We start from the raw sequence: 25,835 nt of genomic DNA, 5'->3' as shown, positions 1-25,835 counted from the left end.
GGGCGACGCGTCCGGCGTCAGAAGAGTCCCGCGGTCTCGTCCGCGGTGGCCCGGCGCAGCACGAGGGCGTAGGCGCGGTCCCCGGCGACGCAGCTCAGGCGGCTGGGCGTCGCGGTGTCGGCGGGGGACCGGCGCAGCAGCCAGGCGTGGACCGCCGACGCCGCCGCGGCCGGATCCGGGCGCGTCACCCGGCCGTCCTCGGTGTGGGGCTCGACCTCGACGGCGTACGCATCGCTATGGCCTCGCGTTCGGAACAGCAGCAGGCCCGACGGAAGGATCGCGGCGGCCGAGCGGCATCCCGGATATGTCGACAGGGCGTGGCGCGTCCAGCCGTCCGACGTCCAGGAGAGCGCCGACCGGTCCGCCGGGGCCGGGAGCGGACGCCGGTACAGCAGTCCCGCGGAGCGGACGAGTGCCTGGCTCGCGGCTCCGTCCTCCGCGGCGAGGTGATCGCCGGGCGGGCCGATTCCGACGGGCCGCCGGACGACGCGAACGCCCCGGTCGGTCGCGTCGGCGTCCACGTCGAAGGCCGTGGGGAGGCGTTCGGCGGGGAGCGGCCGGGGCAGCAGACGGGGCGCGCAGGGGACGGCGGGCGGCGTCATGCCGAGGAGGGCGTACAGCTCCGCGCGCAGCAGGTTCAGTGCCCTTCCCCGGTGCGCGAAGGCGGCTCGGGCCGCCGCTTCGCCCGTTCCCGGCCGGTAGTCGGCGAAGGCCTGTTCGACGGTGTCGGCGGGACCGAGTCTCGGTATGCGGCTCAGGAGCTGGTCCATGGGGGTGCCCGGGATCAGTTCGGACTCGCCCCGGCAGGCGCTGACGACGGGCCGGTCCTGCGCGGCGCAGTAGTACAGAGCGGCGGATCCATGGTCGGTGACCAGCGCGTCGGCGGCGATCAGGAAGGACGCCCACTGCTCGTGCGGCCGGACGAGGATCACGCCCGCGTCGAGGGCGGGGGCGAGCCGCTCGGTCAGCTCGTAGGTGCCCAGCCGGCTGTGCTCGTTGGGGTGAACCAACAACGCCAACTGATGGGTGTCGTACGAGAGGTGGGCCGCCAGTTGAGCGGGCAGGTCGGGGCGGCGGCCCAGCAGGGACTCCGGGCCCCAGGTCGATGCGAGTACGAGGAGCTTGCGGGGCCCCGTTCCCAGCGCTGCGCGGTACCGAGCACGTAGCGGAAGCGAGGCGAGGAGGCGCTCCAGGGTGGGGTCGCCGACGACCTTCGCGCCGTCGGCGGCGCGCGGGTCCGCGGCGGCCACGCGGGTGAGCTGGTCGGGGTGGGCGAGCGCGTGGAGGGCGATCGGGACGTCGTCGCCGCCCTCGCGGAGCAGCAGCTCGGGGTCCAGCCCGGACGCCGAGTCCGAACCCTCGTCGGGGATGGCCTTGTTGTAGCCGGCGCCGTGCGGCAGCAGCACCTGCCGGCCGCGGAGAAGGCGCAGTTCACCTTTGGGACTGGCCGCGAGGACGAGGTCGTAGGAGCGGGTGGGGGCCTCGCTCCACGGGATCAGGGTGCCACCGACGCGTTCGATCGCGGAGAACACGTCGACGCCGAAGTCGGATCCGGGGACGAGGGTGAAGAGCCGGGTGATCCGGGCGTCGCCGGAGAGTGCGGGGAGTACGTCAAGTAGCCGATACAGAGCCACTGTCGAGCGGGCGGCGAGCAGCACCGTCGCCCGTCGCCCGTCGCCCGTCGCCCGTCGCCCGTCGCCCGTCGCCCGTCGCCCGTCGCCCGTCGCCCGTCGCCCGTCGCCCGTCGCCCGTCGCCCGTCGCCCCAATGATCAATTCTATTCGAGGCCGGCAGCCGATGAGTGCTGTTTGTGCAGGTTGGGGCGACCTTATCGGCGTCCTCGTGAGCCATGTCCCGATCGTACCGGCCTCGGCGGAACTGGATTGTGGCGGATCGGAGGACATAGGTGGCCCGAACCAGGCACCGCACTGCGCGGGTGCTTAATGCTGGATGCATGAGTGAATGGGGAATCGCACTGCTGGCCGCGGGCGCAGCGATCGTGGGGAGCGTTGTCACGGGTTGGTACGCCAGAGGCGCCGGCCTGCGCCAGGCACAGGCAGCCCGTGATGCGGCGGACCGCCAGGCGGAAGCGCTACTGGAGTCGGTCCGCATCACGCTCCGGGGCGCCGACGGCCAACGTGCGATCGCGCTCCGGCGCCAGGTCTATGCCGAGTTTCTCTGCGCCGTGGAAGCGAGGCTCCTCGCGGAACGAGGCGGCCGGGGCACCGGTGATGAAGAGCTGGTTATGCAGCGAGCCTACGCCGGTGTCGCTCTCGAAGGGCCCGCGGAAGTCGCGGTCGCCGCAAAGGGATTCATCGACAGTATGCTGCGCCACGAGGCACTGGATCAGTTGCAGGAGGCCCGGACGGCCTTCATCGTCGAGGCGCAGCGAGCAGTGGCCGGTCTGGGCAGCCTGTAACGGATCTCGATCTTCCATGCCACAGCCGCCGCGCCGTCGGGCAGACCTGCAGCGCTGCTTCGTTTTCGAGGCGGGGTCCGGCAGACCTGCCGCAGCCGAGCGGGTCCGACGGCACCGAGGGTGTGCAGGCTGCCCACGGGGAAGGAGTGGGCAGAGGCCTTGGCGGTGTCGATCTGAAGCACGGTGGTTCACGGCTCTAGGGGGAGGCGCGATGGAAGCGTTGGCGGCGGACGACCCACGGCAGATCGGTCCCTATGCTCTGCGCAGGCGGCTGGGCGAGGGCGGGATGGGCCGGGTGTACCTGGGCACATCTCCCTCCGGCCGGGCGGTGGCGGTGAAGGTCATCCATCCGAACCTGGCCTGTCAGGCCGACTTCAGGCGCCGGTTCGGTCATGAAGTCGCGGCCGTCCGATCCGTCAGCGGGGCCTTCACCGCCCCGATCGTCGGCGCCGAAACCGAAGGCGACCCGCCATGGCTGGCGACGGTGTACGTGCCGGGGCCCGACCTGGCCTCGGCGGTGGCCCAGACCGGACCGCTGCCGCTGCAGTCGTTGTGGCCGCTGGCCGCCGGGCTGACCGAAGCCTTGCAGGCCATCCATGCCGCCAGGGTGCTGCACCGCGACATCAAACCGTCCAACGTGCTGCTGGCCGCCGACGGGCCGCGGCTCATCGACTTCGGCATCGCCCGTGCGGTGGACGGCACGGCGCTGACCACCACCGGCATGGTCATGGGCACCCCCGGCTTCATGTCCCCCGAACAGGTCGACGGCGCCGTACAAGGGCCTGCCAGCGATGTGTTCGCGCTCGGTGCCGTGTTGACCTTCGCGGCCACGGGGGTGGGTCCGTTCGGGGAAGGCCAGCCCCTGGCCCTGCTGCGCCGCATTGTGGACGGCGCCCCCCGCCTGGACGACGTCCCCGACGGCTTCCGCGATCTTGTGGGCTCCTGTCTGGCCAAGGAGCCGGGCGACCGGCCCACCCTCACGCAGATCCTCCAGACCATCGACTCGGCCTGGAGCCCGCCGGAGCAGGACCCGACCACCACGCCCTGGTCCGACGCGATCACCCGCCTGTTGTCGCACCACGCACCCCCCAGCTCCGGTCCCCAACCAACCCGCGCCGCCACGGCCGGCTCCGCCACACAGGAGCCGACCCGCCGCTACACCGAGGCACAGCAGACGGCCAAGGCCGGTGGCCCGCTGGCCGCAGCCCGGCTGATGGAGCAACTGGCCGCCGACCAGGCCCGCACCTTGGGCCCGGACCATCCCGACACCCTTCACAGCCGTCACCATCAGGCCTTGTACCTCGGCCGGGCGGGGCGGGAGGCGGAGGCGGCGGTGGTGGTGGAGCGGGTGGCCGCCGACCGGGCCCGGGTGCTGGGGCGGGACCACCCCGACACCCTCCAGAGCCGTCACAACCTCGCCATGAACCTGAGTGGGGCCGGGCGTCACGCGGAGGCGGCGGAGTTGATGGAGGGGGTGGCCGTCGACCGGGCCCGGGTGCTGGGGCAGGATCACCCCGCCACCCTCCACAGCCGCCACAACCATGCCTTGTACCTCGGCCGGGCCGGGCGTGAAGCGGAGGCGGCGGAGGTGGTGGAGCGGGTGGCCGTCGATCGGGCCCGGGTGCTGGGGCGGGATCATCCCGCCACCCTCCAGAGCCGTCACAACCTCGCCATGAACCTCGGTCGGTCCGGGCGTCACGCGGAGGTGGCGGAGGTGGCGGAGCGGGTGGCCGCCGACCGGGCCCGCGTGCTGGGCCCGGACCACCCCGACACCCTCCACAGCCGTCACGAACACGCCTGGAACGTTTCCCGGGTGGGACAATCCTGATGATTCCGCTCGGCGGATCGGTCCGGCACCGGACCCGGCGCAGCTGACCACCGAGCGGGCTCGGCGGTACAGGCGGAGCTGACCGAGATGGTGCGCGCCCACTACGACAGCGAGCCGGTGCTGCGGCTCGCCGGTGAGATCCACTTCGACGCCGAGCCGAGCCGAGCCGTGCCGAAGTCCGGGCAGCCGTACGGGTGTACGGCGCGCCGCTCCCGGACCTGGTGTACCTGCCGGGTGCCGGGACCCTGCGCCACCCGGCCGCGCTCCTCGCGGAGGGCGCGCGGCAGGTCGCGGCGGTCGACCTGTCCGGGCCGAGCCCGACCGGCCGGGCTCGGCCGCAATGTCCCCGCCGGTCTGCGCGGCCGGGCCACGGCGTACGAGGGTGACGTGCGCGACGCCGGGCAGGTGCTCCCCCCCCCACGGCTCGGTGCGCCTGGCCTTCCTCGGCGGCAGCAGCCTGGGCGACATCGCCACCCCACAGGGCCACCAGCGGTTCCTGCGCGCCCTGGCCCGGTCGCCGGCCCCGGGCGGGGTGCTGGTCTTCGCCCGGACTGGAGTTGACCAACGCCGGTCCCGTCGCCGACTGGTCCCCCTGGCGGCCCTTGAGATCACCGTCGACTACACCTGCGGCGGCACCAATCCCCTGTGGTTCGACCCGGTCCGTAGCTTCACGCGGGCGGCCTCCCGGTGTCCCGTGCGCTCCGTGCGGCGGCCTGCTCCAGTTCCGTGACGGTGCCCGACATGATCGTCCGGACGTGCCCGGTGATCTGCTCCACGGGCCAGTCCCACCAGGCCACCGCGAGCAGCCGTGCGACGTCCCGCTCCGAGTGGCGCGTGCGGATCAGCCGGGCCGGGTTGCCGCCGACGATCCCGTAGTCGGGCACGTCGCTCGTCACCACGGCCCCGGTGGCGACGATCGCGCCGTGGCCGATGCGGACGCCGGGCATCACGGTGGCGCCGTTGCCGAACCAGACGTCGTTGCCCACCACCGTGTCCCCGGGGTTCGGCAGGCCGGTGAGCAGGTCGAAGTGCTCGGCCCAGGAGCCGCCCATGGTGGGGAAGGGGAAGGTGGACGGGCCGTCCATGCGGTGGTTGGCGCCGTTCATGATGAAGCGGGTGCCGGTCCCCAGGGCGCAGAACTTCCCGATCACCAGCTTCTCGGGCCCGTAGTGGTACAGCACGTTGCGGGTCTCGAAGACGGTCGCGTCGTCCGGGTCGTCGTAGTACGAGAACGCGCCGACCTCGATCAGCGGGGACCGCACCAACGGCTTGAGCAGGACGACCCGGGGCTGTTCGGGCATCGGGTGGAGCACGGTGGGATCGGCGGGGAGAGCGGGCATCGGCAAGGCGGATCCTCTCGGCGGCGTCACTAGTGCGACAGGTGTAGCGTTAGGAGGGTGGCACGAGCCAGTCGTATCGATCAACCGGATAGTGGGCTGCCGATGACGGATTCGAGGGATTCGAGGGATTCGATGGAGCCGGCGGATGCGACGGATGCGACGGAGCCGACGGTCGCGGCGCCCGAGCGCCGTCCTGGCGGTCGTACCGCCCGCGTCCGCGCCCAGGTCCTGGACGCGGTGCGCGCCGAACTCGCCGAGAACGGACACGAAGGACTCACCGTGGAAGGGGTCGCCGCCCGCGCGGGAGTCCACCGCACCACGGTCTACCGGCGCTGGCGCGACGTGGGCGGGCTGCTCGTCGACGTCATCGACGCCGCCGGCGAGATGGACTGGCAGCCGCCGGACACCGGCTCCCTGCGCGGCGACCTGACCGCGCTCAACCGGGAGATCCAGGAGTCGCTCGTCGTACGGCCGTCCTTCGCCGTCGCGCTGATGGCGGCGTCCTTCCACTCCGAGCAGGCCGCGCGGGCCCAGACGAGACTGTGGGCGGACCGGTACGCACAGTGCGAGATCCTCGTGGAGCGCGCCGTCGAACGGGGTGAAGTCCCCGCACGGGCCGCAACGGACCTGGACGCCCGCAGCCTGCTGATCGCCGCCACGGCGCCGCTCTACCACCGGTTGGTACTCCTGCGCGCCGATCCCGACCCGCGGCTTCCGGAACGTGCAGCGGAGGCCGCGGTGCTGGCGGCCACCGCCGGCGCCTTCTCCGTACGCCGGGACGTGGACGTGGACGTGGACGTGGACGTGGACGTGGAGGCGGGGCCGGGGGCCATCGGACCGACGGATAGAGTCCCCCGGCATGAGCAGAACTCCCCCCGACAGCGGACTGGTTGACTTACGGCCCCGCCGGTTCACCCCGCGCCGCCTCGGCGCCGCCGCCGTGGTCTACGGCGTGTTCGTCGCGGGCTGGTACCTGGGGCAGCCCGTGACCCCCGAGTGCCGGGTCGACCAGGCCGCGCTCGACCGGCGGGCCGAACACACGGGGCACGTAGCGGTCTCCACGTCCCCGCCCGTGTCCGGCCCCATGTCGAAACCATCGGTGATTCCGCTGGACGGCTTGCGCGAGGACACCCGCAGCATCCACACCCTGACGGTCACCATCCACTCCGTCACCTGCGACAACGATACGAGCGAACGGCGCCGCCTCCGAGCCTGGTTCGACGGCGACTGGAGGTAGAGCGGTATGCCCGCCTGGATAACCCTGCGCCGCCTCGGCGTCGTCACCGCGCTGTACGCCGTGTTCCTGGCCGGATGGTGGCTGGGTGAGCCGGTGCGGTCCGACGGCTGCCTGGAGGACCTGCCGGTCGCCGGTTCCGAACCTCGCCCCGCACCGGTGGAACCGGCCGATCCTGGCCGGTACTTCGAGAACCTCGGCCTCGTCTCGGGTCTCCTCGACTGGGCCGACGACATGGACGGCTCCCGCGACGGTGAGTACGGTCCCGGCGACCGCGGGTACGAGCTGCGGTACGGGTCGGGGCCGTACGCCGCGTCCGGCGCGGACCACACCTTTTGCTACTACACCAAACGCGCCCGCCTGCTCGCGTGGGTCAACGGCGACTGGGGCTGACCCGGCCGCCGGGCCGGCGAGGTGCCCGGAGGGCCTGGACCATCCAGGGCTGGAAGGGCAGGTGACCGGGGACCACCTGCCAGTCGTTGACGGTCCACACCAGGCGCCAGTACCGCTCGACGAGTGGGTCGTGTCCCGCCGCGAACCGCCCGGCCAGCCACTCCCGCAGCTCCGGGCCGTCCGGGCGGTCGAGTACGGCGGCGATGCGCGCCACGACGGCGTCGACGACCGGGACGGCCTCGTCGCCCTCCGGGTCGATGCCCGCCGCCCGTGCGTCGGAGACGGTCTGCCGGACGAAGGGGATGAGTTCCGCCACCGCCTCGGGGGCCAGCCCCGGCAACACGTCCTCGTCGGCGGGCGGGAGGGCCGCACGGGCCATGCGCCCGCGGAAGTCGTCGTCGGCCACGAGTTCGGCCAGCTCCACCCACGCGGCGAGCTGGGCGTCCGAGGGTTCGCCGGGGAGTTCGGGCAGGGCGGTGCGCAGGGCGGCGGCGGCGTCGCGGGCGTGGGGCGTGCCGGCCTCCAGCGCGGCGATGAAGTCGGCGATCACGCGCCGTCGTTCGTCGGAGGTGAGGCGGGTGATCCGGTGCATGAGAACTGTCTCCTCGGGGCTGGCGTCGCGCCGGGCGACGAGCCGCAGCACGCTGTGCCGCAGCCGCAGCGCGCGGATCTGCAGGGCGGTGGCGTCGGCGTGCGCGGCGGCGACCTCGGCGACGGAGAGGCCACCGTCCAGGACGCGGCGGACCGTGGTCAGATCGACCTCCAGCTCCCGCAGGACGCAGATGAGGTGGAGCCGGTCGAGGGCCGCGTCGTCGTAACGCCGGTACCCGGCCGGGGTGCGGTCCGTGGGCGGCAGCAGCCCGGTGTCCGAGTAGAACCGGATCGTCCGTACGGACACGCCGGTACGGGCCGACAGTTCACCGATCGAGTGCGGGGGCGTCGCGCCGTTCATGGCCCCCACCCTGCGGTCTCCAGCCACTGGAGAGTCAAGCCGTACGAACCTGCCCGGTTCCTAGGTGGCCCGGTCGCCGAGCCAGGCCAGCGCGGCCACCGTCAGCGCGCTCACGCCCGTGTCCAGGGTCGGCTGGACGACGGGGGCGAAGGCGGCGCTGTGGTTGACCGGGATGTCCTGGGCGACGGTCCCCTTGCGGGCGGCCTCGGCGTAGCGGTCCGGGTCGGTGCCGCCGATCGCCCAGTACGTGAACGGCACCCCGAAGGCCCCCGGGATCTCGCTCATGTCCTCGCTGGCGGTCTGCAGCTCGACGGTGTGCGCGTCGTCGCCGAAGTACGCGCCGAACGCCTCCGCGACGCGCCGGGTCGGCTCCTCGTCGTTGACGGTGGGCGGGAAGGACGAGAGCCGCTCGAACTCCGGTTCCTCGGGGGAGCGGGACGCCTCGCACTCGGCCCGGACGATGCGCTTGATCGCGTCCAGGACCTGGGTGCGGGTGGCGTCGTCGTACGTGCGGACGTTGAGCTCCAGGACGGCCCGGTCGGGGATGACGTTGGGGCCGCTGCCGGCGTGGATGCTGCCCACGGTCACCACGGCGGGCGTGGTGGCGGCCAGCTCGCGGGAGACGACGGTCTGCAGCCGTACGACGATCGATGCGGCGATCACCACGGGGTCGACCGACGCCTGGGGCGCCGAACCGTGGGCGCCCCGGCCGTGCACGGTGACCCGGAGACTGTCCGCCGCGGACAGGAAGGAGCCGGCCCGGGTGCCGACGTAACCGGCCGGGTAGGGCAGGACGTGCTGGGCGAGGACGACGTCGGGGCGGGGCGACCGGTCGGTGAGACCGTCCTCGACCATGGCGCGGGCGCCGGCGCCGTTCTCCTCGGAGGGCTGGAAGAGGGCGACGAAGGTACCCCGCCAGTCGTCCCGCTGCGCGGCCAGCAACCGCGCGCATCCGACCAGGGAGGTTACGTGCACGTCGTGGCCGCAGGCGTGCATCACCGGCTGCTCCCTGCCGTCCCCGTCGGTCACCGTCGCGGTGGAGGCGTACGGCAGGCCGGTCCGCTCGCGCACCGGGAGGGCGTCCATGTCGGCGCGGGCCATGACGACCGGGCCGTCCCCGTTGGCGAGGACCCCGACGACGCCGGTGCCGCCGACGCCCTCGGTGACGTCGTAGCCGCTCCGCCGCAGGGCGTCCGCCGCCTTCTTCGCCGTACGGTGCTCCCGCAGGCCGAGTTCGGGGTGCCGGTGCAGGTCCTGGTAGAGGTCTTCGAGGTCGGAGCGGACGGAGTCGAGGTCGGCCAGGACGGTCCGCGCGGGGTCACTCATCTTGGGTGCTCCATTCCTTTCGAGGCTACTCACGGCGCCGCGTCCCGCCACCGGACGGACGCGTCTCGGGCGGTTCCGGAGCGTTGAGGCCGAAGTGCAGGCCGAGCATGCGGATCAGGAAGCAGACCGCCGCCGCTCCGAGCGCGGCCGGGAGGCCGTACAGCCCGGTCTCGGTGGTCGCGACCGTCACCGCCGCGCCCACCAGCGCGGGGATGGCGTACAGCCCGGTGCGCAGCACCGTCGGGATCCGGCCGACCAGGATGTCGCGGATCGTCCCTCCGCCCACCGCGGTGATCACGCCCAGCAGCATGGCCGGTACGACGGCCAGCCCGGCGTCCAGCGCCTTGCTCGCGCCGATCACCGCGAAGGTGCTCAGTCCGACCGCGTCGAGCACGGTGATCGCGGGCTCCAGTCGGCGCAGGTGCCTGCTGACGGCGAAGGCGAGCAGGCCACCGGCGGCGGCGAGCGTGTAGTAACGCCAGTCCAGGAACGTGGCGGGCGGCAGCGAGTCGATGAGCACGTCCCGGATGACCCCGCCGCCCAACGCGGTGATCATCCCGAGCACCACCACCCCGACCACGTCCAGCCGCGCGGCCCGCACCGCGGTCAGCGCCCCGTTCAGCCCGAACGCGAACGTGCCGGTCAGGTCCAGGGCGAGCAGCGGAGCGGGTTCGGTGCTCATGGGGCGCCGGGTACCACGAGGTCGGTGGTGAACACCGCGCCCTCACCGTGCCGCGGCCGGTGACCCCTCCTCGCGGTGCGCGAGGGCGACCGCGCCCGCCGCCGCCAGCGCACACGCCCCGGCGACGAGCCACAGCACCACGTAGGCGCGCTCGCCGGGCGCCTCGCCGTCGGCGGTGAGCAGGGTGCCGAGGACCGACGCGAACACGCCGCCCGCGACGGCGCCGCCGAGTGTCTTGACGTTGTTGTAGACGGCGGTCGCGATACCGGAGCGGGACGGGTCGCCGGCCTCGACCACGACGGTGGGCATGGCCCCGAGCGCCAGACCGACCGCGAAGCCCAGCACGGCGTACGTCAGCGACATCTGCCACCACGCGTCGTGCAGGACCGCGAACGACCCGAAGGAGAGCGCGACGAGCGTGAACGCCCCGACGAGCGCCCGGCGGTAACCGGTCCGGCCGGCGATACGGGCGGTCAGCGTCGAGCCGACCACGCTGCACACCGCCCCCGGCAGGGACATCAGGGAGATGGACAGGGCGCCGAGGGCGAACCCGTAGCCGGTCTCGGCCGGATCCGCCGCCCAGAACGTCGCGTTGGGCGCCTGACTGCCGAAGAAGAACACCCCGAACAGGAACGAGGCCAGGTAGAACGGCGCGCTGCCCCGCCCCTTCATCGCCCGCAGGTCCAGCAGCGGGTCGGCGCTGCGCAGTTCCACGGCGGTGAAGACGGCCAGCAGGACCGCACCGGCGCCGATCGGCACGAGGACCGGTGCGGTGAGCCAGCCCTGCTCCTCGGCGGCGGACACCCCGAGCAGCAGACCGATCATGGCCGCGCCGAGCAGGACGATCCCGGGCAGGTCGACGCGCCCCGCCGCGAGGCGCCGGCTCTCCGGGACGCTCAGGAAGGAGACCGGCACGCAGACGACGGTCAGCACCGCGGGGAGCAGCAGCGCCAGCCGGACGTCGCCCAGCGCCTCGTCCGCCGCGCCCATGACCAGCGCGCCCAGGAGCGAGCCGACGGTGAGGGCGCCCACCAGCCGGGCGATGGCACGGCGGGCGAGATCGACCGGGAGCCGGTCGCGGACCAGCGCGATCTCCAGCGGCAGCAGGGCGGCGAGCGGCCCCTGCAGGACCCGGCCGAGGAGCAGCACCTCGAACGACGGCGCGAGGGCCACGAGGCAGGTCCCGGCGGCCACCGTGGCGAGGGAGATCCGCAGCAGCAACCGGTGCCCGTGGAGGTCGCCGAGCCGCCCGAAGGCCGGGACGCAGACCGCGGCGGCCAGCAACTGCACGGCGACGACCCAGGACAGGTCGGAGTCCGTCGCCCCGAGCCGGTCGCCGATCTTCGGGAGCAGCGGCACCATGCCCATCTGCAGGAAGCCGCTCACGAACTCGAAGAGGACGAGCAGTCCGACGACGGCCTTCACGGAGGCGCCGGTCCCGGTGCCGGACGGATTCCGTGTGGTGGGCGCGGCGCTCACCTGGACTTCTCCGCGGGCGACGGAGTCGGTACGGCATGCCCGGCGGCGGCGAGTGCGAGGCGGTCGGCGGCGAGCCGGGCGAGCAGCGCCGCCGCGTCGGTGAGCACCGCGTCGTCGTAGACGGCCTGCGGCGAGTGGTTCATCGGCGCGGTCGACGGGTCGCGGTCCGGCGGGCAGGCGCCGAGGCCGAGGAAGGCGCCCGGTACCTCCTGGAGCACGAAGGAGAAGTCCTCCGAGCCCGCGACGGGCTGCGGCGCCTCGACGGCACGCCCGGCGCCGAAGAGGTCGCGGGCGGTCCGCAGGGCGAAGGCCGCCTCGTCCGCGTCGTTGACCGTGGGCGGGTACAGGTCCTGGTAGTCGACCTCCGCCTGGACGCCGTGGGCGGCCGCGACGCCCTGGACCGTGCGGTGCACGCCCTCGCGGACCGCCCGCTGCGTGGCGGCCGAGAAGCTGCGCACCGTCGCCTCGAAGCGGGCGGTCTCCGGAATGACGTTGTGCGCCGTCCCGGCGTGCAGCGAGCCGACGGTGAGGACGGCCGGGTCGAAGACGTCCACCGTGCGCGTGACCATCGTCTGCAGGGCGGTGACCATCTCGCAGACCGCCTGGACCGGGTCGGCGGCGGCGTGCGGCGACGAGCCGTGGCCGCCGCGCCCGGTGACGGTGACCGTGACGGCGTCGGACGCGGCCAGCAGCGGTCCGGGGCGGGTGGCGACCACGCCGAGGGGCAGGACCGTGGAGAAGACGTGCAGCCCGTAGGCGGCGACCACGCGCGTCCCGGCGGCGTCCAGCACCCCGTCCTCGACCATGAGCCGGGCCCCGCCGTAGCCCTCCTCACCCGGCTGGAACATGAACACCACGTCCCCGGCCAGCTCGTCCCGCCGGGTGGCCAGCAGCCGCGCGGCGCCCACCAGCGCGGCGGTGTGCACGTCGTGGCCGCAGGCGTGCATCACGCCGGGGACCTCGGAGGCGTACGGCACCCCGCTCTCCTCCCGCACCGGCAGCGCGTCCATGTCGCCGCGCAGCAGGACGGCCGGCCCGGGGCGGCCACCGCGGAGCACGGCGGTGACGGAACCGAGGCGCTTGCCGGTGCTGATCTCCAGCGGCAGCCCGTCGAGGGCGGCGAGCACCTTCGCGCGGGTGCGGGGGACGTCGAGACCCGTCTCGGGCTCGCGGTGCAGGGCGTGGCGCAGCCGGACCAGGTCGTCGTGCAGGCCGTCGGAGTGGGCTTCGGTTTCGGCGTCGGCGTCGCCGTCGTGGAGTGCGTTCATGTGGGGTACGGTCGGCGCCACCCACCGATCACCCGGGCAAAGTACCCAGGATGCGCCATGGGAGCGCTTCTGATGCAGACATCCGCCGAACGGGACGAGCTCGACGAGCTGGACCGCATGCTCGTCACCGCGCTCCAGGCCGCGCCTCGTGCCGACTGGCGGCGCGTCGGCCGGGCCCTGGACGTGGACGCCTCCACCGCGGCCCGGCGCTGGGCCCGGCTCACCGAGGCGGGACTGGCCTGGCTGAGCTGCCACCCGGCGGTCGGCCCCGGACTCGCCCCGCTCGTGGCGTTCATCGAGATCGACTGCGCGCCGGGGCTGCTGCGCCAGGTCGCCGCCGGGATCGCCGCCGACCCGCACGTCTTCACCGTCGAGCACGTCACCGGTGCCCGGGACCTGCTGGTCACCGCCGCCTTCCAGGACCAGGCCGCGCTCGCCCGCTACCTCGGGTTCCGGCTCGGCGCCCTGGACGGGGTGACCGCGACACGCAGCCAGATCGCCACCATGGTGCACGTGGAGGGCAGCCACTGGCGCCTCGACCGGCTGGCCGAGCGCCGCCGAGCCGTCCTCGTCGACCGTGCGCCGGCGGAGCGCTCCGCCGGTGCCCCGACCCCCGCCGCGCCGGACGCCGCGGACCTCGCCCTGTTCACCGCGCTCAGCGAGGACTGCCGGATGCCGGCCGCGAGGCTCGCGGAGCGTACGGGGCTCAGTCCGACGACGGTCCGCCGCCGCCTCGCCCGGATGCGGGCCGAGCGGGCCCTCGTCTTCCGCTGCGAAGTGGCCCGCCACCTCTCCGGCTGGCCGGTCTCGGTGACCCTGTGGTGCGCGGCCCCGCCGGGCGACGTCCCGAAGATCGCCGCGCAGCTCATCGGCACGCGGGAGACGCGTCTGTGCGCGTCGCTGTCCGGCCCGCACAACGTGATGGCCACGGTGTGGCTCCGCTCGGTCGAGGAGATCCAGCCGTACGAGGCACGGCTGGTGGCCCGCTTCCCCGGCCTGGTCATCGCCGACCGCGCGGTCGCGCTGTGGCCTCTCAAGCTCGGCGGCCACATCCTCGACCCCTACGGCCGCCACGTCCGGGCCGTACCGGTCGCCCTCTGGGAGGACACGGCGGCGGCTACGGCGGAAGAGTCGTTGCTGGCGCGGTTCCGGTCATGAGGTGCCGTCGGGCTGCCCGATGACGTACGTCCCCTTGGCGGGCAGTGTGGCGACGAGACCAGCGCCGCACCCTGCGGCAACCGCGCTACGGCTGCTGCCCTGGCTGTCGGCCGAGGGCAAGTCCTGCTTCCTCGCTCCCGGCGACGGCAGCGGATTCGTGTCCCGGCTCGCGGACGAGACGGAGGCCCGGCAGCTCGCCGAAGGGCTGGACGTACTCCGCTCAGCGCGCGGCGTCCTGGACGACCCCGTCTCCCCGAACGCCGAAGTCCGCTACACCGCGATCCGCCTGACCGAGTACCTCGCGGACGCGCTGCGGGTCGCGGAGTCGAGGGGGCGGCGCCTGTCCACGGACCACGGTGAACCGTAGGAGCAGCGGCGCGCTTCGACGTCGTGCCGGTGTCACTGGACGACCTGTTCCTCACGGCGCTGCGGGAACTGGCCGCCGAGAACGGCGTCGACTGGAAGGCACTGCTGCGCGCGGACGCCGAGTTCGCCACCGGGCGCACGGTGCTCTTCGCCGACCAGGTGAGCGAGTGGGTCCGCGTGAAAGGGCTGTTCCTGAAGGAGCTGAAGCGGACTGTTGATGCCTGACCGTCGGTGTGCAGCCAGAACGGCTACTTGGCCCGATAGCAGGATGATTGGACTGTCACCTCGATAAGCGAGGGGTCGTCTCCGTATTTTCGTTCATCGAGCAGTCGCACATCCACCGCATACTCCTGGCCCTTGGACTCGGCGACGATCTGCGGGCTCTTGGCGGGGCTGTCGTCCACGCCGTCCTTCACGACTTTCCAGCCCATCTCCGGGAGTTCGGCACGGAGGCGGTCCATGGCTTTTTCCATGTCAGGTACGGGAACCTGGTACACGCTCCACGGATGCCGTGCACGGTACACTTCCTCGCTTGAATCATAATCCGCGCACCGAATGGTCAAGGCGCCGGTATCGGTTACCTTTCCATTGAGTGCCATCATTTCCAGGATGCGACTGGACGCTTGTTCAACCTGCTTTTTGACAGTTTCCCCGTCTCGCACTTCCACGTTGGCCGACTCACTTCCCTGCGAACAGGCGGCCAAAAGAAGACCGGCCGCAACGGTGTGAGTGAGTCCCGAAAACCTTCTATTCAAGATCAGTGACTCCCCACACCCAGTGGGTCCGCTTGCCCCCGCGGGCTAGACAGCGGTTCTGGGTGACGAACCGGCCGTCACCGCGACGCGTACAGCGCCGGTGGTGGACGGAGACACTTGGACGATGCTCCCGTCCCTGGGATCGCGAGCGGCGATCGCAAGGCCGGCAGCCCCTGCCGATATGCGCGTGATCCATCCTTCGGCCTCGAGAAAGTGCCGCGCACGTGCCATCGCCAGGGCGGTCTCCTCCGCCGTGAGCGGTCGAGTGGACCAGGAGTGGTGTGAGTACGTGTCCGCCCCGTCCTGGTAGGTGCCGATGCCCTCGCCGCCCCGGGTTGGTGCGTGGGGGACTCGAAGCGCGTCGTAAAGGCGACTGGAGTGCCTCAGCGCCCGGCGCTCCGCCTCTTCGTCGGAGGTAGTCCTGAAGAAGGCGGGGTCGGCAGAGGCGGAGCCGTCGTCGACGAAGCACGGTGAAGTCACGCTGATGGACGCCAATCCATCCCCTTTCGCCCGGTCCACGACCCCAGTGAGGGCGGTCATCCAGAAATCGTCGGGCACCGTGCGCATGCTGACTGCAGGGAATGGGTCGGACCAGTCGGCATCCGAGCCCTGGAACTCGTATCCGCGATTCACCCAGGTGTCCCGGGCCTGACGCACCAGCTTCTTCGCCGCGTCACCCGGTACATCAGTCAGCTGGTAGGTGATGCGGACTTGAACACGTTCGCCGCTGGAGTGCTCGTCGGCCAGGCAGGGGCCGACTGGCCGCAGCCCGCTTCGCTTGAGCGTTGGGCGGGGAGACATGCCATCCACAGCTTGGTGGATGATTTCTTCCGCGCGTCGGGTTGCCTGCTGCTCGTCCATGGTGACCTGTCTCGATGGTTCCCTGCCACTCGTGTTCCCCGACTGCCCCGATCCGCACGCCGCCGTCGCGATCGTCGTGATCAGTACGACGATGACAAACTTCATTCGGCACTGCCTCACGGGGTTCCTCCAGTCACGATCCTCGCCATGTGATTCAGTGAGTCTCCCTCCCAGTACTGCGAGTGAGCAGGCATCAGGCCGTCCGAGCCCGGCAGCCCTCCGCCAGCTACTTGGAACGTACGCCCGCCGAACTCGTCGGATGTCGGGTCGTTCCCGTACATGATCGAGTGGTCGTCGAAGAGTCGCATGTACGCCTTCGGGTTCAGTGGTGCCAACGTGCCGGCTGGTGGTGGGGCCAGGTTCACCAGATCGTTCTGGGCGGTGGCCGCGAAGACGTGGTCAGCTCCGATGTTGAGATCCTTGGCATGGTCGGCACCCACACCGGGACTGCCCACCAGGATCGCATTGTCCACAGGCAGGTCGGGATGGTCCCGCATGGTCTCCCCGGCTACCAGGGTGCCGTAGCTGTGGCCCAGAACCGTGGAGTTCACCGCGCCGTCGTGAACTGTGTCGATGCCGGTCAGAAAGCTGCTCAGCGGTTCACGGGCGTCGTCGGCGTACTTGGGGTCGGTAGCGTCACTGAGGAGACCCTGTGGCGCGTCGTAACCCAGCCACATGATGGACGCCGTGCTGTGGGCGGGGTCCGTTGCGCTCGCTCGGTCCTGGAGTACTTCCGCGCGGCTGATGTCGCCGTCGATGCTGCTCAGTTTGCTACCGGTCCCGGGAACGTACGTGACGACGTTGTCCGCGGTGTCGGGGTTGCCGACGGAGACGATGGCACGGCCATTGTTCCTGTCGTCGAAACCCAGCAGGTAAGGGCGAGTGCTCTCGTTGACGTAGTTGTCGAACCGGCTCTGGATCGCGTCCATGCCATTGAGGGGTTCTTTGAGTTCCTTCCGCTTCTTCTCCCACTCGCGCCATTCATCGGTGGGGACCTTCGCAGTCCATCGCTCACCGGTTTGGGCGTTGATGATCTCCCGCTCGACGTAGGCCGGCTTGGGCTCCTGAGCAATCCAGGAGTCGAGGCGGGTCTGCGCGGCGCCACGGGCCTCGGCAAGCACGGTCCGATTCGACTCGTCACGCACGGTGGCAGGGAGTCCGTCCATCCACCCGATTGCCTCGGGATGCACTGCCATGTATGCGGCTTGCTGCTCCTCGGACAGGCCGTGCCACCACTTGGCATTTTCCTCGGGTGTCCCCTGCTTGGGCGGCTCCCTGAACGACTCCAGGTAGTCGTCTGCTCCCTTGAGAACACCAGCGGTGTCTTCCTTCACATCGACCCAGTCCCCGCCGGACACGGTGAGGTCGTCGTCCGCCCTCAGGGCCCGCAGTTTCGGTGCCCACTTCCCGTCGGCTTCCGTCGCCTCCTTGAGGGCGGTGGCGATCAAGTCGGCGCAGTCCTGGGCAAGGCGGTGGTGCGGGTTGGGGTCGAAGTTGGCGGCCTGCCTGCCGACAGCCGAGGCGGTACTGTCCGTCAGGCCGCCCACCGTGCCTCCTTCAGGGATCTTGCCGTCCTCGCCCTTCTTGCCGCCGGGCGGGTAGGTGACGGATCCGTCGGAGTTCACGGTGAGGTTCGCAGCCTTGGCGTTGTCAAGGGCCGTGTCGAGTTTCCGCTTGGCCGCTTCCGTCTCGTACGAGAACGCTTCAAGGGCGGTGCTGACGAGGCCGCACTGCACTTGGACGTAGTGGAAGTTCTGGCTCAGTTCTCCCAGCTGCTTGCCTGCCGCTGTGGCGGCGTTTCCCTTCAGCTGGTTCCTCAAGGCCACCGCTATCTGGTTGTCGATGCGGTCCTTGGCCGCGCTCGCCATGTCGGAGGTGCTGCGGTACCCGTCGGCCGCTTCGGAGTACTCGGTGGGCTTGAGAGCCTTGAGCGTCGCGAGATCCATGACGTCTGGTTACCGCCCCTGGCCCTGACCGCCGACAGCCGGCGTATCCCCGTAAGCCACCTCCAGTTTGGCGACCTCGGCCTCGACCGACTCGTCAGTCCTCACCTGGTCGCTGCCCGCCTTCACCAGAAGGCCGGAAAGCTTTCCGCAGCGACCGCTGAGGCGTTCCACGTAGGTGGCCCAAGACTCGTGGACATCCTTCTGGGCAGCAGCGGTCAGGCAGCCGGAGTCGCTGCCGAGGCCTGTTTGACCGACTTTGAGCTTCGCTGTTGCCTTGCTGATGTCCTCACGCAGCGAGCCGACGTCCGTACCGATCCTCGTCCAGGCCGGTTTGTTGGAGATGAGGTCGCCCTCACTGGCTCCGCGGTCCGCTGGCAACTGGTTCAGCTGCATGTGTGTGCCGTGCCGCTCGGCCGCCGCGGCCTTGAGCCGTTCCCATTCGTCCCACGCCATGATTGCCCCCTCCCCTGTCCTGCTCCGCCAAGCAGGTCGGAACGTACGGTCGCCACGCCGCGGCGATCGACACGGACGGTAGCCGCCCGCGACCACCTGCCCCATCCGTATCGGCCACCATGCCGTCTGAGTACGTCTACTCAGACGGCATCCGGCCATGGTGCGGACAGGTGGTGCTTTCCACCCTGATGAGGGAGGCGTGGGGACGCCAGGCGGTTCATCCCTCCCTGCTCCTGGGCTGGGCCGGCTGGAACCACCGGGATCAGGCCGAGGCCCTCGTCAACCTCATCAGTGACCGTGTCGAGCACGACGGTTGGAAGCGGGAGGATCCCAGGTTCGTGCCGCTGCTGGCCGGGCTGCTGGAGGTTATTCCCTGGGTCCAGGCGGCACTACTCAGTCACAGATTGAGTACTCGTGCCCGTGATCGTGGGCAGGAGTGATTCCTAGTGTGACCGGCATGGACACGGACTCGGCCTCTACTCCCGCCTCGACCGGGGAGAACAAAGGGTGTGTTACCGGCTGCACGCTCGTGCTGCTTTTCCTCACTCTGCTGGTTGCCGCGGGAGCCTGGGCGCTGGACGAACTCGACAAGAGCCTGGACGGTGACGGGCAGCTCGAACAAACCGGTGCCTCTGGCAGCGTGGCAGACCCCCTCAGCGCTGGTGTGGTCGCCCGGTACGAGGATGGTCTGAACGTCACGGTCGATCCTCCGCAACGGGAGTCCGACGGCACGTACAGCTTCACCGTTACCTACGACAACGGCACGGACGAGAAGATATTGCCGGGCGGAGAGTCGGTCGAGGACAGCATCAGCGAGTTGGGGCCCGCTCACCTCACCGTTCGCGCCGGCGAGTCTCTCGACGACTACTCCGAGTACACCCTGACGTGGCTGAACCAGCAGGAGTCCGCCTTCCTTCTCATCCTGCCTCTCGACGCGGGTGAGACCCGGAGCATCCCCGTCACGGTCCAGCCGAGTGAGCGAGGGATTCCTGTCACCGTGGAGGTCGCGCCTCCAGACGACGGGTATCGCTCAACTGCATATTTCCATCTCGTCTTGGACTGACGGACGTGTTCTGCCCGGAGCCTTCAGCCGGCGGTCCCGGCTTCACTTTCGGGGAAACCGGTCGGTGGCTGCTCCACGACGAACGACCCCTTGCCGCGAACGGTGACGATGAGTCCCCGTTCCCGGAGCTCCTGCGCGGTCCGGCGCGCGGTGAGTCGCGCTACGCCGTACTCGTCGGCGAGATGGTTCTCCGATGGGATGGGCCGATCCGGCGCCAGCTCTCCCGACTCGATCATCTTGGCGATGACGTCGGCGAGTTGAACGTAGAGAGGTCTCGCGCTCATCGGGTCCAGGGGCGTGCGATCCGTATCGCTCATATGTCCAATGTATGCATGCCCTGCCTTACTCGAACGAGTGGATTCCGCTGTACTTGTATGTAGAGGGCTGTATCCCTCGATAGCTTTCCAACACGCAAGACCCCGGCGAGGTGTCCAGACCTCCCGGGGCACGGCCAACGCTTACGCAAGGAGCGTCGACATGCACGACCTTATCCACCGCATCGCCCATTGGCTGACCCTTCTCCTCGGTCCCGGCACCGGAATGCACCGCGCGGGCGCCCCACGCCACCGAGCCCGGAGCACCCCTCGCCCCACCGCCCCCGTCCGCCTCCCCCTCCACCACTCCCCGTACTGCCGTCACCTCCCCCTCGACGGCGCCGCCTCCCGCCTCGTCCGCCCCTACGTCGCCGCCCACGAGCAGGAGTTGGACCAGCACGTCGTCGGCGCGCGGAAGGCGGCCGCCTGATGGAGGGGTTCACCGCGCTACGGCTGCTGCCCTGGCTGTCGGCCGAGGGCAAGCCCTGCTTCCTCGCCCCCGGCGACGGCAGCGGATTCGTGTCCCGGCTCGCCGACGAGACGGAGGCCCGGCAGCTCACCGTGGGGCTGGACGTACTCCGCTCGGCGCGCGGCGTCCTGGACGACCCGGTGTCCCCGAACGCCGAGGTCCGCTACACCGCGATCCGCCTGACCGAGTGCCTCGCGGACGCGCTGCGGGTCGCGGAGTCGAGGGGGCGGCGCGCCTGGCCGAGGACCACGCCGAACCGTAGGAGCAGCAGCGGAGCCTAGTGTGTGCCCGCCGGAACCCGCCGCCCGTCTGTCTCCCGGAGTGCCGCCCATGCCCCTCCCCCACGTCCTCCTCTCCGCCGCCGTCTCCCTCGACGGCTACCTGGACGACACCGGACCCGAACGACTCCTGCTCTCCAGCCCCGCCGACTTCGACCGGGTCGACGAGGTGCGGGCGTCGGTCGACGCGATCCTCGTCGGGGCCGGGACGGTCCGGGCCGACAATCCGCGGCTGCTGGTGAACTCGGCCGAGCGGCGGGCCGCCCGGGTTGCGGACGGACGGGCGGAGTACCCGCTCAAGGTCACCGTCAGCGGCAGCGGTGAGCTGGATCCGGCGGCGCGGTTCTGGCACACGGGTGGGGACAAGGTGCTGCTGACCACGGACGACGGGGCTCACCGGGCCCACGCGCTGGGGATCGGCGCCGACGTCGTGTCCCTCGGGCCGGACCTCGACTGGCGGGCGGCGTTGGAGTACCTCCACGACCGGCGGGGCGTGCGGCGGCTCATGGTGGAAGGGGGCGGGACCGTCCACACCCAGCTGCTCCAGCAGGAACTCGCCGACGAGCTGCAGCTCGTGCTCGCGCCGCTCCTGGTCGGGGACCCGGCCGCGCCCCGGCTGTTCGGGCCCGGTGCCTACCAGGGCGGGCGGCTGCGGCTGGTCGAGACGCGGCGGATCGAGGACGTGGTGCTGATGCGGTACCTCCCGACCGCACCCGGCACCGGTGACCGCGTCGCCGCCGCCGACCGGCACTGGCTGGCGCTCGCCTGCGAGCTGGCCGAGCTGTGTCCGCCGTCGGACACCGCCTTCAGCGTGGGGGCAGTCGTGGTCGCCGCCGACGGAAGCGAGCTGGCGCGGGGGTACTCGCGGGAGGGCGGTGATCCGGTCGTGCACGCCGAGGAAGCCGCGCTCGCGAAGGTCGACCGGGAAGACCCGCGGCTGGCCCGCGCCACCGTCTACAGCAGCCTGGAGCCCTGTGCCCGCCGCGCCTCCCGGCCCGCGCCCTGCGCCCGGATCATCCTCGACGCCGGGGTGCGCCGCGTCGTCACCGCCTGGCGGGAGCCGGACACCTTCGTGGCGGGGGCGGACGGCAGCGGGGTGCTCACCGCCGCGGGTGCCGTCGTCGTCGTACTGGCCGAGTACGCGCGGCGGGCGAAGGCGCCCAACCGCCACCTGGAGGGGTAGGGAGCGCGGGGCGAGGAGATACCGATGTGCATTCCGCCCCCGGGATGACGTACAGTGGTGAGCACAACGACGCGGGGTGGAGCAGCTCGGTAGCTCGCTGGGCTCATAACCCAGAGGTCGCAGGTTCAAATCCTGTCCCCGCTACTGAAGGCCGAGGGCCGGAATCCGAAAGGGTTCCGGCCCTCGGTGCGTTTCCGCAGGTGCCCCGTGTCATCCGGTCGGCCCCTCACCGCTCGCCGCCCGTCCCCGCCCCCGCAACCCTGGAGTGCGGGACGGCAAGCGGCGCGGACGTACGGGGCGGCGGGAGACGAGTGGTGCGGCCAGGTGACGTGGACGACGAGGGAGCGGCCGCCAGAGCCGGTGGCCGGCTCCCCGGCGATCCCGTGCCCGACCCCGGCCTCGGCCTCGACGACGAGCCCCAGCCCGTGCCGCCCCCGGGGCCGCCCCGACGGCGGGTCGCGTACGGGCGCGCCTTCGTGCACGCGCTCCCCGTGCTGCTGATCGCCGTCGCCATCCTGTACGACATCTTCACCCCGAGGTATTTCACCGCCGGCCCGCTCTACACGGCCGCGCCCCTGATCGCCGCCCCGCTCTACTCGCGGCGCGGCACGGCGCTCACCGGCGCCGCGGTGGTCGTCGCGGTCATCGCGCTGCAGCTCGGCAAGGGCGTCATCCACTACGTCGACTCCCTCACCGAGCTGATCACCATCGCGACGGTCGCGGTGCTCGCCGTCCTCGTGAACGGCATGGTCCGCCGCAGCAGCGAGCGCCTCGTCTCCGTCCGCGAGATCGCCGAGGCCGCCCAGCGCGCCGTCCTGCCCGAACCCGCGGAGCGGATCGCCGGCTTCGAGATCGCCGTCTGCTACGAGGCCGCGCAGGCCGACGCCTTCATCGGCGGCGACCTGTACGCCGTGCAGGACAGCGCCCGCGGCGTCCGGCTGATCGTCGGGGACGTGCGCGGCAAGGGCATGGGCGCGGTGGCCGCCGTCGCCGTGGTGATCGGCGCCTTCCGGGAGGCGGCCGAGCAGGAGGCGACGCTGGAGGCGGTGGCCCAGCGCCTGGAGCGGGCGCTGGCGCGCGAGGGCACCCGGCGCGACGGACTGGACGCCTTCGAGGGCTTCACCACCGCCGTCCTCGCCGAACTCCCGCACGGCGACGGCACCGTACGCATCGTCAACCGGGGCCATCCCCCGCCCCTGCTGCTCCACGGCGACGGAACCCTCGGCCCGCTGCCCGCCCACGAGTCGGCGCTGCCGCTCGGCATGGGCGAGCTGGGCGTGTGGCCCGACCGGGCGGAGGAGGTCGCCTTCCCCGGCGGGGCCACGCTGCTGCTCTACACCGACGGGCTGACCGAAGCCCGGGACGCGAAGGGCGAGTTCTACGATCCGCAGACGCGGCTGGCCGGCCGCGTCTTCCCGCATCCGGCGACCCTGCTCGACACCCTCGCCGAGGACGTGCGCCGGCACTCCGGGGGCGGCATGGCGGACGACATGGCGCTGCTCGCCGTCCGGCGTCCTCGGCGCGCTGATCATGATCATTGTCACGAGCCGTGACAGCGCGACCCCCCTCCGCATAACAACTGATACACCGTCAGAAGAAAGTGCCGCGAAGGGGAATACCGAGGCCCGGCCAACTCGCCCGGTTTTCACCGGTCGTGAGGCGTACGTCCCGGCCGTATTCGGTAATGATCAAGAGGAACGGCTTGGAATCGGAGCCTCGCGTCTATTAACGTTCGATAACGCAGCGCGGTCGTCCCAGCCGTCACAGAAGGCGGCTCCGTGCGCACGCGCCGAATCCCGCAAGGGAACCGGGGAACCACCACATTGGGGTGAATCGGGCGTATGCCGCCGTGGAAACACGGTCGGCAGGCACCCGTAGGAGACCTTCCTGCTCCGAACCCGTCAGCTAACCCGGTAGGCGAAAGGAAGGAAAGGAGTACGCCCACGTGGCGTCAAACCGGCCTGCCCCCGAGGCCCCGTCCGCGCCCAGTGGGCACGGCACCGACACCTTCGGCTACGACGGCTACCGCGCCGAAGAGGGTCCCTGGGAGGAGTGGAATCCCACCGCGGAATCCATCCGCCCCGTACGCGGCCGGCACCGCGTGGCCAAGCAGCGCGGCGGACTCGCCCGCAGCTCCACCGTCCTCGGCGTCGGTGTCATAGCCGCCGTCGGAGCGGGCGGCATGGCCAGCGCGCAGACCGGCAAGCCCCCGGTGTCCATCTCCATGCCGGACCTGCCGAACGTCGGCTCGCTCATGCCCGGCGGTGACGAGCAGTCGGAGCCCGAGGGTTCCGCCACCCCGCTCAGCGGCATCACCCAGGCCGTCGCCGCCGACAGCGCGGAGGGCGCCGACACCACCGGCGCCGGTGAGTCGCTGCGGGCCCGGATCATGGCGCAGGCCGAGCAGCAGCAGGCGCAGGTCGAGACCAAGGCCGCCGCCGAGGCCCAGGCCGCAGCCGAGAAGAAGGCGCAGGAAGCCGCCGCCAAGGCGGAGAAGGAGGCCGAGGAGAAGGCCGCCGCCGCCAAGAAGAAGGCGGAGGAGGAGGCCGCGAAGAAGGCCGAGGCCGAGCGGCTCGCGAAGCTGGCCAAGCAGTACACGCTGCCGACCTCCTCGTACACGATCTCCTCCACGTTCAACCAGGCCGGCTCCCTGTGGGCCTCCGGCCACCACACCGGCCTCGACTTCGCCGCCCCCACGGGCACGCTGCTCAAGGCGGTGCACAGCGGCACCATCACGTCGGCCGGCTGGGACGGGTCGTACGGCTACAAGACCGTCCTCACCCTCGACGACGGCACCGAACTCTGGTACGCGCACCAGTCGTCCATCAACGTCAGCGTCGGCCAGAAGGTCACCACCGGTGACGTCATCGGCCGCGTCGGCGCCACCGGCAACGTCACCGGCGCCCACCTCCACCTGGAGGTCCACACCGGTGACGGCTCGGGCATCGACCCGATGGCCTGGCTGCAGAGCAAGGGCTTGACCCCCTGATCCACCCGCTGGACCATGACGGTCCTGACGGCAACCGTTCCTTTGGACTGGACGGAGGCAGCCCGCTCAGCCGCACGCCCCGAACGGTCTTGGGCGCACTGGTCCCCGGCGTACTCAACCCCGAGGCGGCGACACGGATCCCGTCCGTGGTCCGTTCTCGGGAGGCCAGTTTCCTCACGACCTGGCCAGTTGGACACGGCCAGAGGCGACGGGGAGGCCCCGAACCATCACTCCGGTGGAGCGGGGGCCCCGCACGCTGGCGCCGTACCCGGCGTCCCAGATCGCGCTGACCACGTTAGCCCGGTCGGCCCGCGACAGCGCAACCCAGGACCCCGACGATCACACGATCGAGCTACATCGCCGGCAACCGAGACGACGTCGTCCTCGCCACCAAGGTCAGCCAGCACCCCGAGTACCCGGGCCTGTCCGCCGCGAACATCAAGGCCGCGGCCGACGCCTCGCTGCGCCGCCTGGGCACCGATCACATCGACCTGTACTACACCCACTTCGACAAGCCCGAGGTGCCGGTCGAGGAGATCGTCGGCGCGCTCGACGAACTGGTGAAGGCCGGCAAGGTACGGCACATCGCCGCCTCCAACATCTCCGCCGAGCGGCTCGCGGCGTCCCTGGAGTTCTCCGACCGCGAGGGCCTCGCCCGCTACGTCGCCCTCCAGCCGCACTACAACCTCGTCTCCCGCGACACGTACGAGGGCGAACTGCGCGACCTCGCCGAGCAGGCATCTCTCGCCGCCGTGCCGTACTACGCCCTCGCGGCCGGCTTCCTCACCGGCAAGTACCGGCCCGGCACGGAGGTGGACAGCCCGCGGGCGGGCGGTGCGGCCCGGCACCTGGAGACCGAGCGGGGCCGCCGGGTGCTGGCCGCCCTGGACGAGATCGCCGCGGCCCACGAGGCTCCCGTCGCCACGGTCGCCCTCGCCTGGCTGGCCGCCCGGCCGACGGTGGCGGCGCCGATCGCCTCCGCGCGCACGGTGGAGCAGCTGCCGGCGCTGCTGGGTGTGGCCGAGCTGAGCCTGACGGAGGACGAGGTCGGGAGGCTGACCCGGGCCTCCGCCTGATCGG

The 25,835-nt window shown here is 71.5% G+C and carries 28 protein-coding genes, 1 tRNA gene, 1 pseudogene and 1 riboswitch; of the genes and pseudogenes, 17 read left to right on the top strand and 13 right to left on the bottom strand.

Going from position 1 to position 25,835, the window contains the following annotated elements; all coding sequences use genetic code 11:
- Nucleotides 1–17 precede the first annotated feature (17 nt).
- Nucleotides 18–1,634: a translation initiation factor 2 gene (locus ACFV9J_RS26200; protein WP_385357712.1), complete on the bottom strand. Its 1,617-nt coding sequence runs from the start codon at nt 1,632–1,634 to the stop codon at nt 18–20.
- Nucleotides 1,635–1,953: 319 nt separating this feature from the next.
- Here ACFV9J_RS26200 and ACFV9J_RS26195 point away from each other — a divergent pair, with 319 nt between their 5' ends.
- On the top strand, nt 1,954–2,418 hold the full coding sequence (locus ACFV9J_RS26195) for a hypothetical protein (protein ID WP_385357710.1): 465 nt from the start codon (nt 1,954–1,956) through the stop codon (nt 2,416–2,418).
- Nucleotides 2,419–2,629: 211 nt separating this feature from the next.
- The gene (locus ACFV9J_RS26190; RefSeq protein ID WP_385357708.1) at nt 2,630–4,246 is read left to right on the top strand and encodes a tetratricopeptide repeat protein; all 1,617 of its coding nucleotides are present in this window, start codon (nt 2,630–2,632) and stop codon (nt 4,244–4,246) included.
- Nucleotides 4,247–4,347: 101 nt separating this feature from the next.
- On the opposite strand, the gene ACFV9J_RS26185 is transcribed toward ACFV9J_RS26190, so the two are convergent.
- On the bottom strand, nt 4,348–4,500 hold the full coding sequence (locus ACFV9J_RS26185) for a hypothetical protein (protein ID WP_385357706.1): 153 nt from the start codon (nt 4,498–4,500) through the stop codon (nt 4,348–4,350).
- A 414-nt stretch (nt 4,501–4,914) separates the two neighbouring features.
- A complete protein-coding gene (locus ACFV9J_RS26180; protein ID WP_385357704.1) occupies nt 4,915–5,586 on the bottom strand; it encodes a CatB-related O-acetyltransferase in 672 nt (223 codons plus the stop codon).
- Nucleotides 5,587–5,718: 132 nt separating this feature from the next.
- Between ACFV9J_RS26180 and ACFV9J_RS26175 the strand changes: the two genes are divergently transcribed.
- The 3 genes from ACFV9J_RS26175 to ACFV9J_RS26165 are packed head-to-tail and all read left to right on the top strand — an operon-like array spanning nt 5,719 to nt 7,213.
- Nucleotides 5,719–6,480 carry a TetR/AcrR family transcriptional regulator gene (locus tag ACFV9J_RS26175; protein ID WP_385357702.1) on the top strand — a complete coding sequence of 254 codons (762 nt, stop codon included), beginning with the start codon at nt 5,719–5,721 and terminating at the stop codon, nt 6,478–6,480.
- Nucleotides 6,446–6,823 carry a hypothetical protein gene (locus ACFV9J_RS26170; protein WP_385357700.1) on the top strand — a complete coding sequence of 126 codons (378 nt, stop codon included), beginning with the start codon at nt 6,446–6,448 and terminating at the stop codon, nt 6,821–6,823. The genes ACFV9J_RS26175 and ACFV9J_RS26170 overlap by 35 nt, the downstream gene beginning before the upstream one ends.
- Nucleotides 6,824–6,829: 6 nt before the next feature.
- Nucleotides 6,830–7,213, top strand: coding sequence for a hypothetical protein (locus ACFV9J_RS26165; RefSeq protein ID WP_385357698.1), 384 nt, complete (start codon nt 6,830–6,832; stop codon nt 7,211–7,213).
- Here the strand turns inward: ACFV9J_RS26165 and ACFV9J_RS26160 are convergent.
- The 5 genes from ACFV9J_RS26160 to ACFV9J_RS26140 are packed head-to-tail and all read right to left on the bottom strand — an operon-like array spanning nt 7,194 to nt 12,920.
- Nucleotides 7,194–8,165 carry a MerR family transcriptional regulator gene (locus ACFV9J_RS26160; protein ID WP_385357695.1) on the bottom strand — a complete coding sequence of 324 codons (972 nt, stop codon included), beginning with the start codon at nt 8,163–8,165 and terminating at the stop codon, nt 7,194–7,196. The genes ACFV9J_RS26165 and ACFV9J_RS26160 overlap by 20 nt on opposite strands.
- Before the next feature lie 60 nt (nt 8,166–8,225).
- On the bottom strand, nt 8,226–9,491 hold the full coding sequence (locus ACFV9J_RS26155; RefSeq protein ID WP_385357694.1) for a M20 family metallopeptidase: 1,266 nt from the start codon (nt 9,489–9,491) through the stop codon (nt 8,226–8,228).
- A gap of 25 nt (nt 9,492–9,516) precedes the next feature.
- Nucleotides 9,517–10,173, bottom strand: coding sequence for a trimeric intracellular cation channel family protein (locus tag ACFV9J_RS26150; RefSeq protein WP_385357692.1), 657 nt, complete (start codon nt 10,171–10,173; stop codon nt 9,517–9,519).
- A gap of 42 nt (nt 10,174–10,215) precedes the next feature.
- Entirely contained in the window at nt 10,216–11,652 is a 1,437-nt protein-coding gene (locus ACFV9J_RS26145) for an MFS transporter (RefSeq protein ID WP_385357689.1), read from the bottom strand.
- Entirely contained in the window at nt 11,649–12,920 is a 1,272-nt protein-coding gene (locus ACFV9J_RS26140; protein ID WP_385357687.1) for a M20 family metallopeptidase, read from the bottom strand. The genes ACFV9J_RS26145 and ACFV9J_RS26140 overlap by 4 nt, the downstream gene beginning before the upstream one ends.
- A gap of 57 nt (nt 12,921–12,977) precedes the next feature.
- Here ACFV9J_RS26140 and ACFV9J_RS26135 point away from each other — a divergent pair, with 57 nt between their 5' ends.
- From ACFV9J_RS26135 to ACFV9J_RS26125, 3 genes are read left to right on the top strand one after another with little or no spacing between them, the layout of a single operon-like run.
- A complete protein-coding gene (locus ACFV9J_RS26135) occupies nt 12,978–14,078 on the top strand; it encodes an Lrp/AsnC family transcriptional regulator (RefSeq protein ID WP_385357685.1) in 1,101 nt (366 codons plus the stop codon).
- Nucleotides 14,079–14,124: 46 nt separating this feature from the next.
- The gene (locus ACFV9J_RS26130; RefSeq protein ID WP_385357683.1) at nt 14,125–14,445 is read left to right on the top strand and encodes a hypothetical protein; all 321 of its coding nucleotides are present in this window, start codon (nt 14,125–14,127) and stop codon (nt 14,443–14,445) included.
- A gap of 29 nt (nt 14,446–14,474) precedes the next feature.
- Nucleotides 14,475–14,669 carry a hypothetical protein gene (locus ACFV9J_RS26125; RefSeq protein ID WP_385357681.1) on the top strand — a complete coding sequence of 65 codons (195 nt, stop codon included), beginning with the start codon at nt 14,475–14,477 and terminating at the stop codon, nt 14,667–14,669.
- Nucleotides 14,670–14,692: 23 nt separating this feature from the next.
- Here the strand turns inward: ACFV9J_RS26125 and ACFV9J_RS26120 are convergent, their stop codons facing one another.
- The 4 genes from ACFV9J_RS26120 to ACFV9J_RS26105 form a co-directional block, all read right to left on the bottom strand.
- Nucleotides 14,693–15,112 (bottom strand): hypothetical protein, encoded by a 420-nt coding sequence (locus ACFV9J_RS26120; protein WP_385357679.1) that lies wholly within the window; start codon nt 15,110–15,112, stop codon nt 14,693–14,695.
- Between the two features lie 132 nt (nt 15,113–15,244).
- The gene (locus ACFV9J_RS26115; protein WP_385357676.1) at nt 15,245–16,060 is read right to left on the bottom strand and encodes a hypothetical protein; all 816 of its coding nucleotides are present in this window, start codon (nt 16,058–16,060) and stop codon (nt 15,245–15,247) included.
- A gap of 116 nt (nt 16,061–16,176) precedes the next feature.
- Complete coding sequence (locus tag ACFV9J_RS26110) at nt 16,177–18,006, bottom strand: alpha/beta hydrolase (protein ID WP_385357673.1); 1,830 nt, start codon at nt 18,004–18,006, stop codon at nt 16,177–16,179.
- Nucleotides 18,007–18,015: 9 nt separating this feature from the next.
- Complete coding sequence (locus tag ACFV9J_RS26105; protein ID WP_385357670.1) at nt 18,016–18,459, bottom strand: hypothetical protein; 444 nt, start codon at nt 18,457–18,459, stop codon at nt 18,016–18,018.
- A 170-nt stretch (nt 18,460–18,629) separates the two neighbouring features.
- Between ACFV9J_RS26105 and ACFV9J_RS26100 the strand changes: the two genes are divergently transcribed.
- A complete protein-coding gene (locus ACFV9J_RS26100) occupies nt 18,630–18,899 on the top strand; it encodes a DUF7008 domain-containing protein (RefSeq protein ID WP_385357667.1) in 270 nt (89 codons plus the stop codon).
- A gap of 17 nt (nt 18,900–18,916) precedes the next feature.
- Complete coding sequence (locus tag ACFV9J_RS26095; RefSeq protein WP_385357933.1) at nt 18,917–19,522, top strand: hypothetical protein; 606 nt, start codon at nt 18,917–18,919, stop codon at nt 19,520–19,522.
- 23 nt (nt 19,523–19,545) lie between these two features.
- Here the strand turns inward: ACFV9J_RS26095 and ACFV9J_RS26090 are convergent, their stop codons facing one another.
- Entirely contained in the window at nt 19,546–19,839 is a 294-nt protein-coding gene (locus ACFV9J_RS26090; protein ID WP_385357664.1) for a GntR family transcriptional regulator, read from the bottom strand.
- Nucleotides 19,840–19,999: 160 nt separating this feature from the next.
- Between ACFV9J_RS26090 and ACFV9J_RS26085 the strand changes: the two genes are divergently transcribed.
- From ACFV9J_RS26085 to ACFV9J_RS26055, 7 genes and pseudogenes are all read left to right on the top strand, one after another.
- Nucleotides 20,000–20,266, top strand: a complete 267-nt coding sequence (locus tag ACFV9J_RS26085) for a hypothetical protein (RefSeq protein ID WP_385357661.1) — start codon at nt 20,000–20,002, stop codon at nt 20,264–20,266.
- Nucleotides 20,266–20,586: a hypothetical protein gene (locus tag ACFV9J_RS26080; protein ID WP_385357658.1), complete on the top strand. Its 321-nt coding sequence runs from the start codon at nt 20,266–20,268 to the stop codon at nt 20,584–20,586. Before ACFV9J_RS26085 ends, ACFV9J_RS26080 begins: the two co-directional genes overlap by 1 nt.
- A gap of 49 nt (nt 20,587–20,635) precedes the next feature.
- The gene (locus tag ACFV9J_RS26075; protein ID WP_385357656.1) at nt 20,636–21,766 is read left to right on the top strand and encodes a dihydrofolate reductase family protein; all 1,131 of its coding nucleotides are present in this window, start codon (nt 20,636–20,638) and stop codon (nt 21,764–21,766) included.
- Between the two features lie 70 nt (nt 21,767–21,836).
- Nucleotides 21,837–21,910 (top strand) — tRNA-Met (locus ACFV9J_RS26070).
- Nucleotides 21,911–22,095: 185 nt separating this feature from the next.
- On the top strand, nt 22,096–23,319 hold the full coding sequence (locus ACFV9J_RS26065; RefSeq protein ID WP_385357654.1) for a PP2C family protein-serine/threonine phosphatase: 1,224 nt from the start codon (nt 22,096–22,098) through the stop codon (nt 23,317–23,319).
- A gap of 224 nt (nt 23,320–23,543) precedes the next feature.
- A riboswitch (cyclic di-AMP (ydaO/yuaA leader) is annotated at nt 23,544–23,700 on the top strand.
- An 11-nt stretch (nt 23,701–23,711) separates the two neighbouring features.
- The gene (locus ACFV9J_RS26060) at nt 23,712–24,755 is read left to right on the top strand and encodes a M23 family metallopeptidase (RefSeq protein ID WP_385357652.1); all 1,044 of its coding nucleotides are present in this window, start codon (nt 23,712–23,714) and stop codon (nt 24,753–24,755) included.
- A gap of 362 nt (nt 24,756–25,117) precedes the next feature.
- Nucleotides 25,118–25,831: pseudogene (locus ACFV9J_RS26055) on the top strand (aldo/keto reductase); the annotation flags it as partial.
- Between the last annotated feature and the right edge of the window lie 4 nt (nt 25,832–25,835).

The sequence above is a fragment of the Streptomyces sp. NPDC059906 genome (assembly GCF_042730645.1).
Taxonomy (GTDB): domain Bacteria; phylum Actinomycetota; class Actinomycetes; order Streptomycetales; family Streptomycetaceae; genus Streptomyces; species Streptomyces rubrogriseus.
The sequence above is the reverse complement of the archived record's forward strand: the minus strand, read 5'-3'. Positions and strand labels throughout refer to the sequence as shown.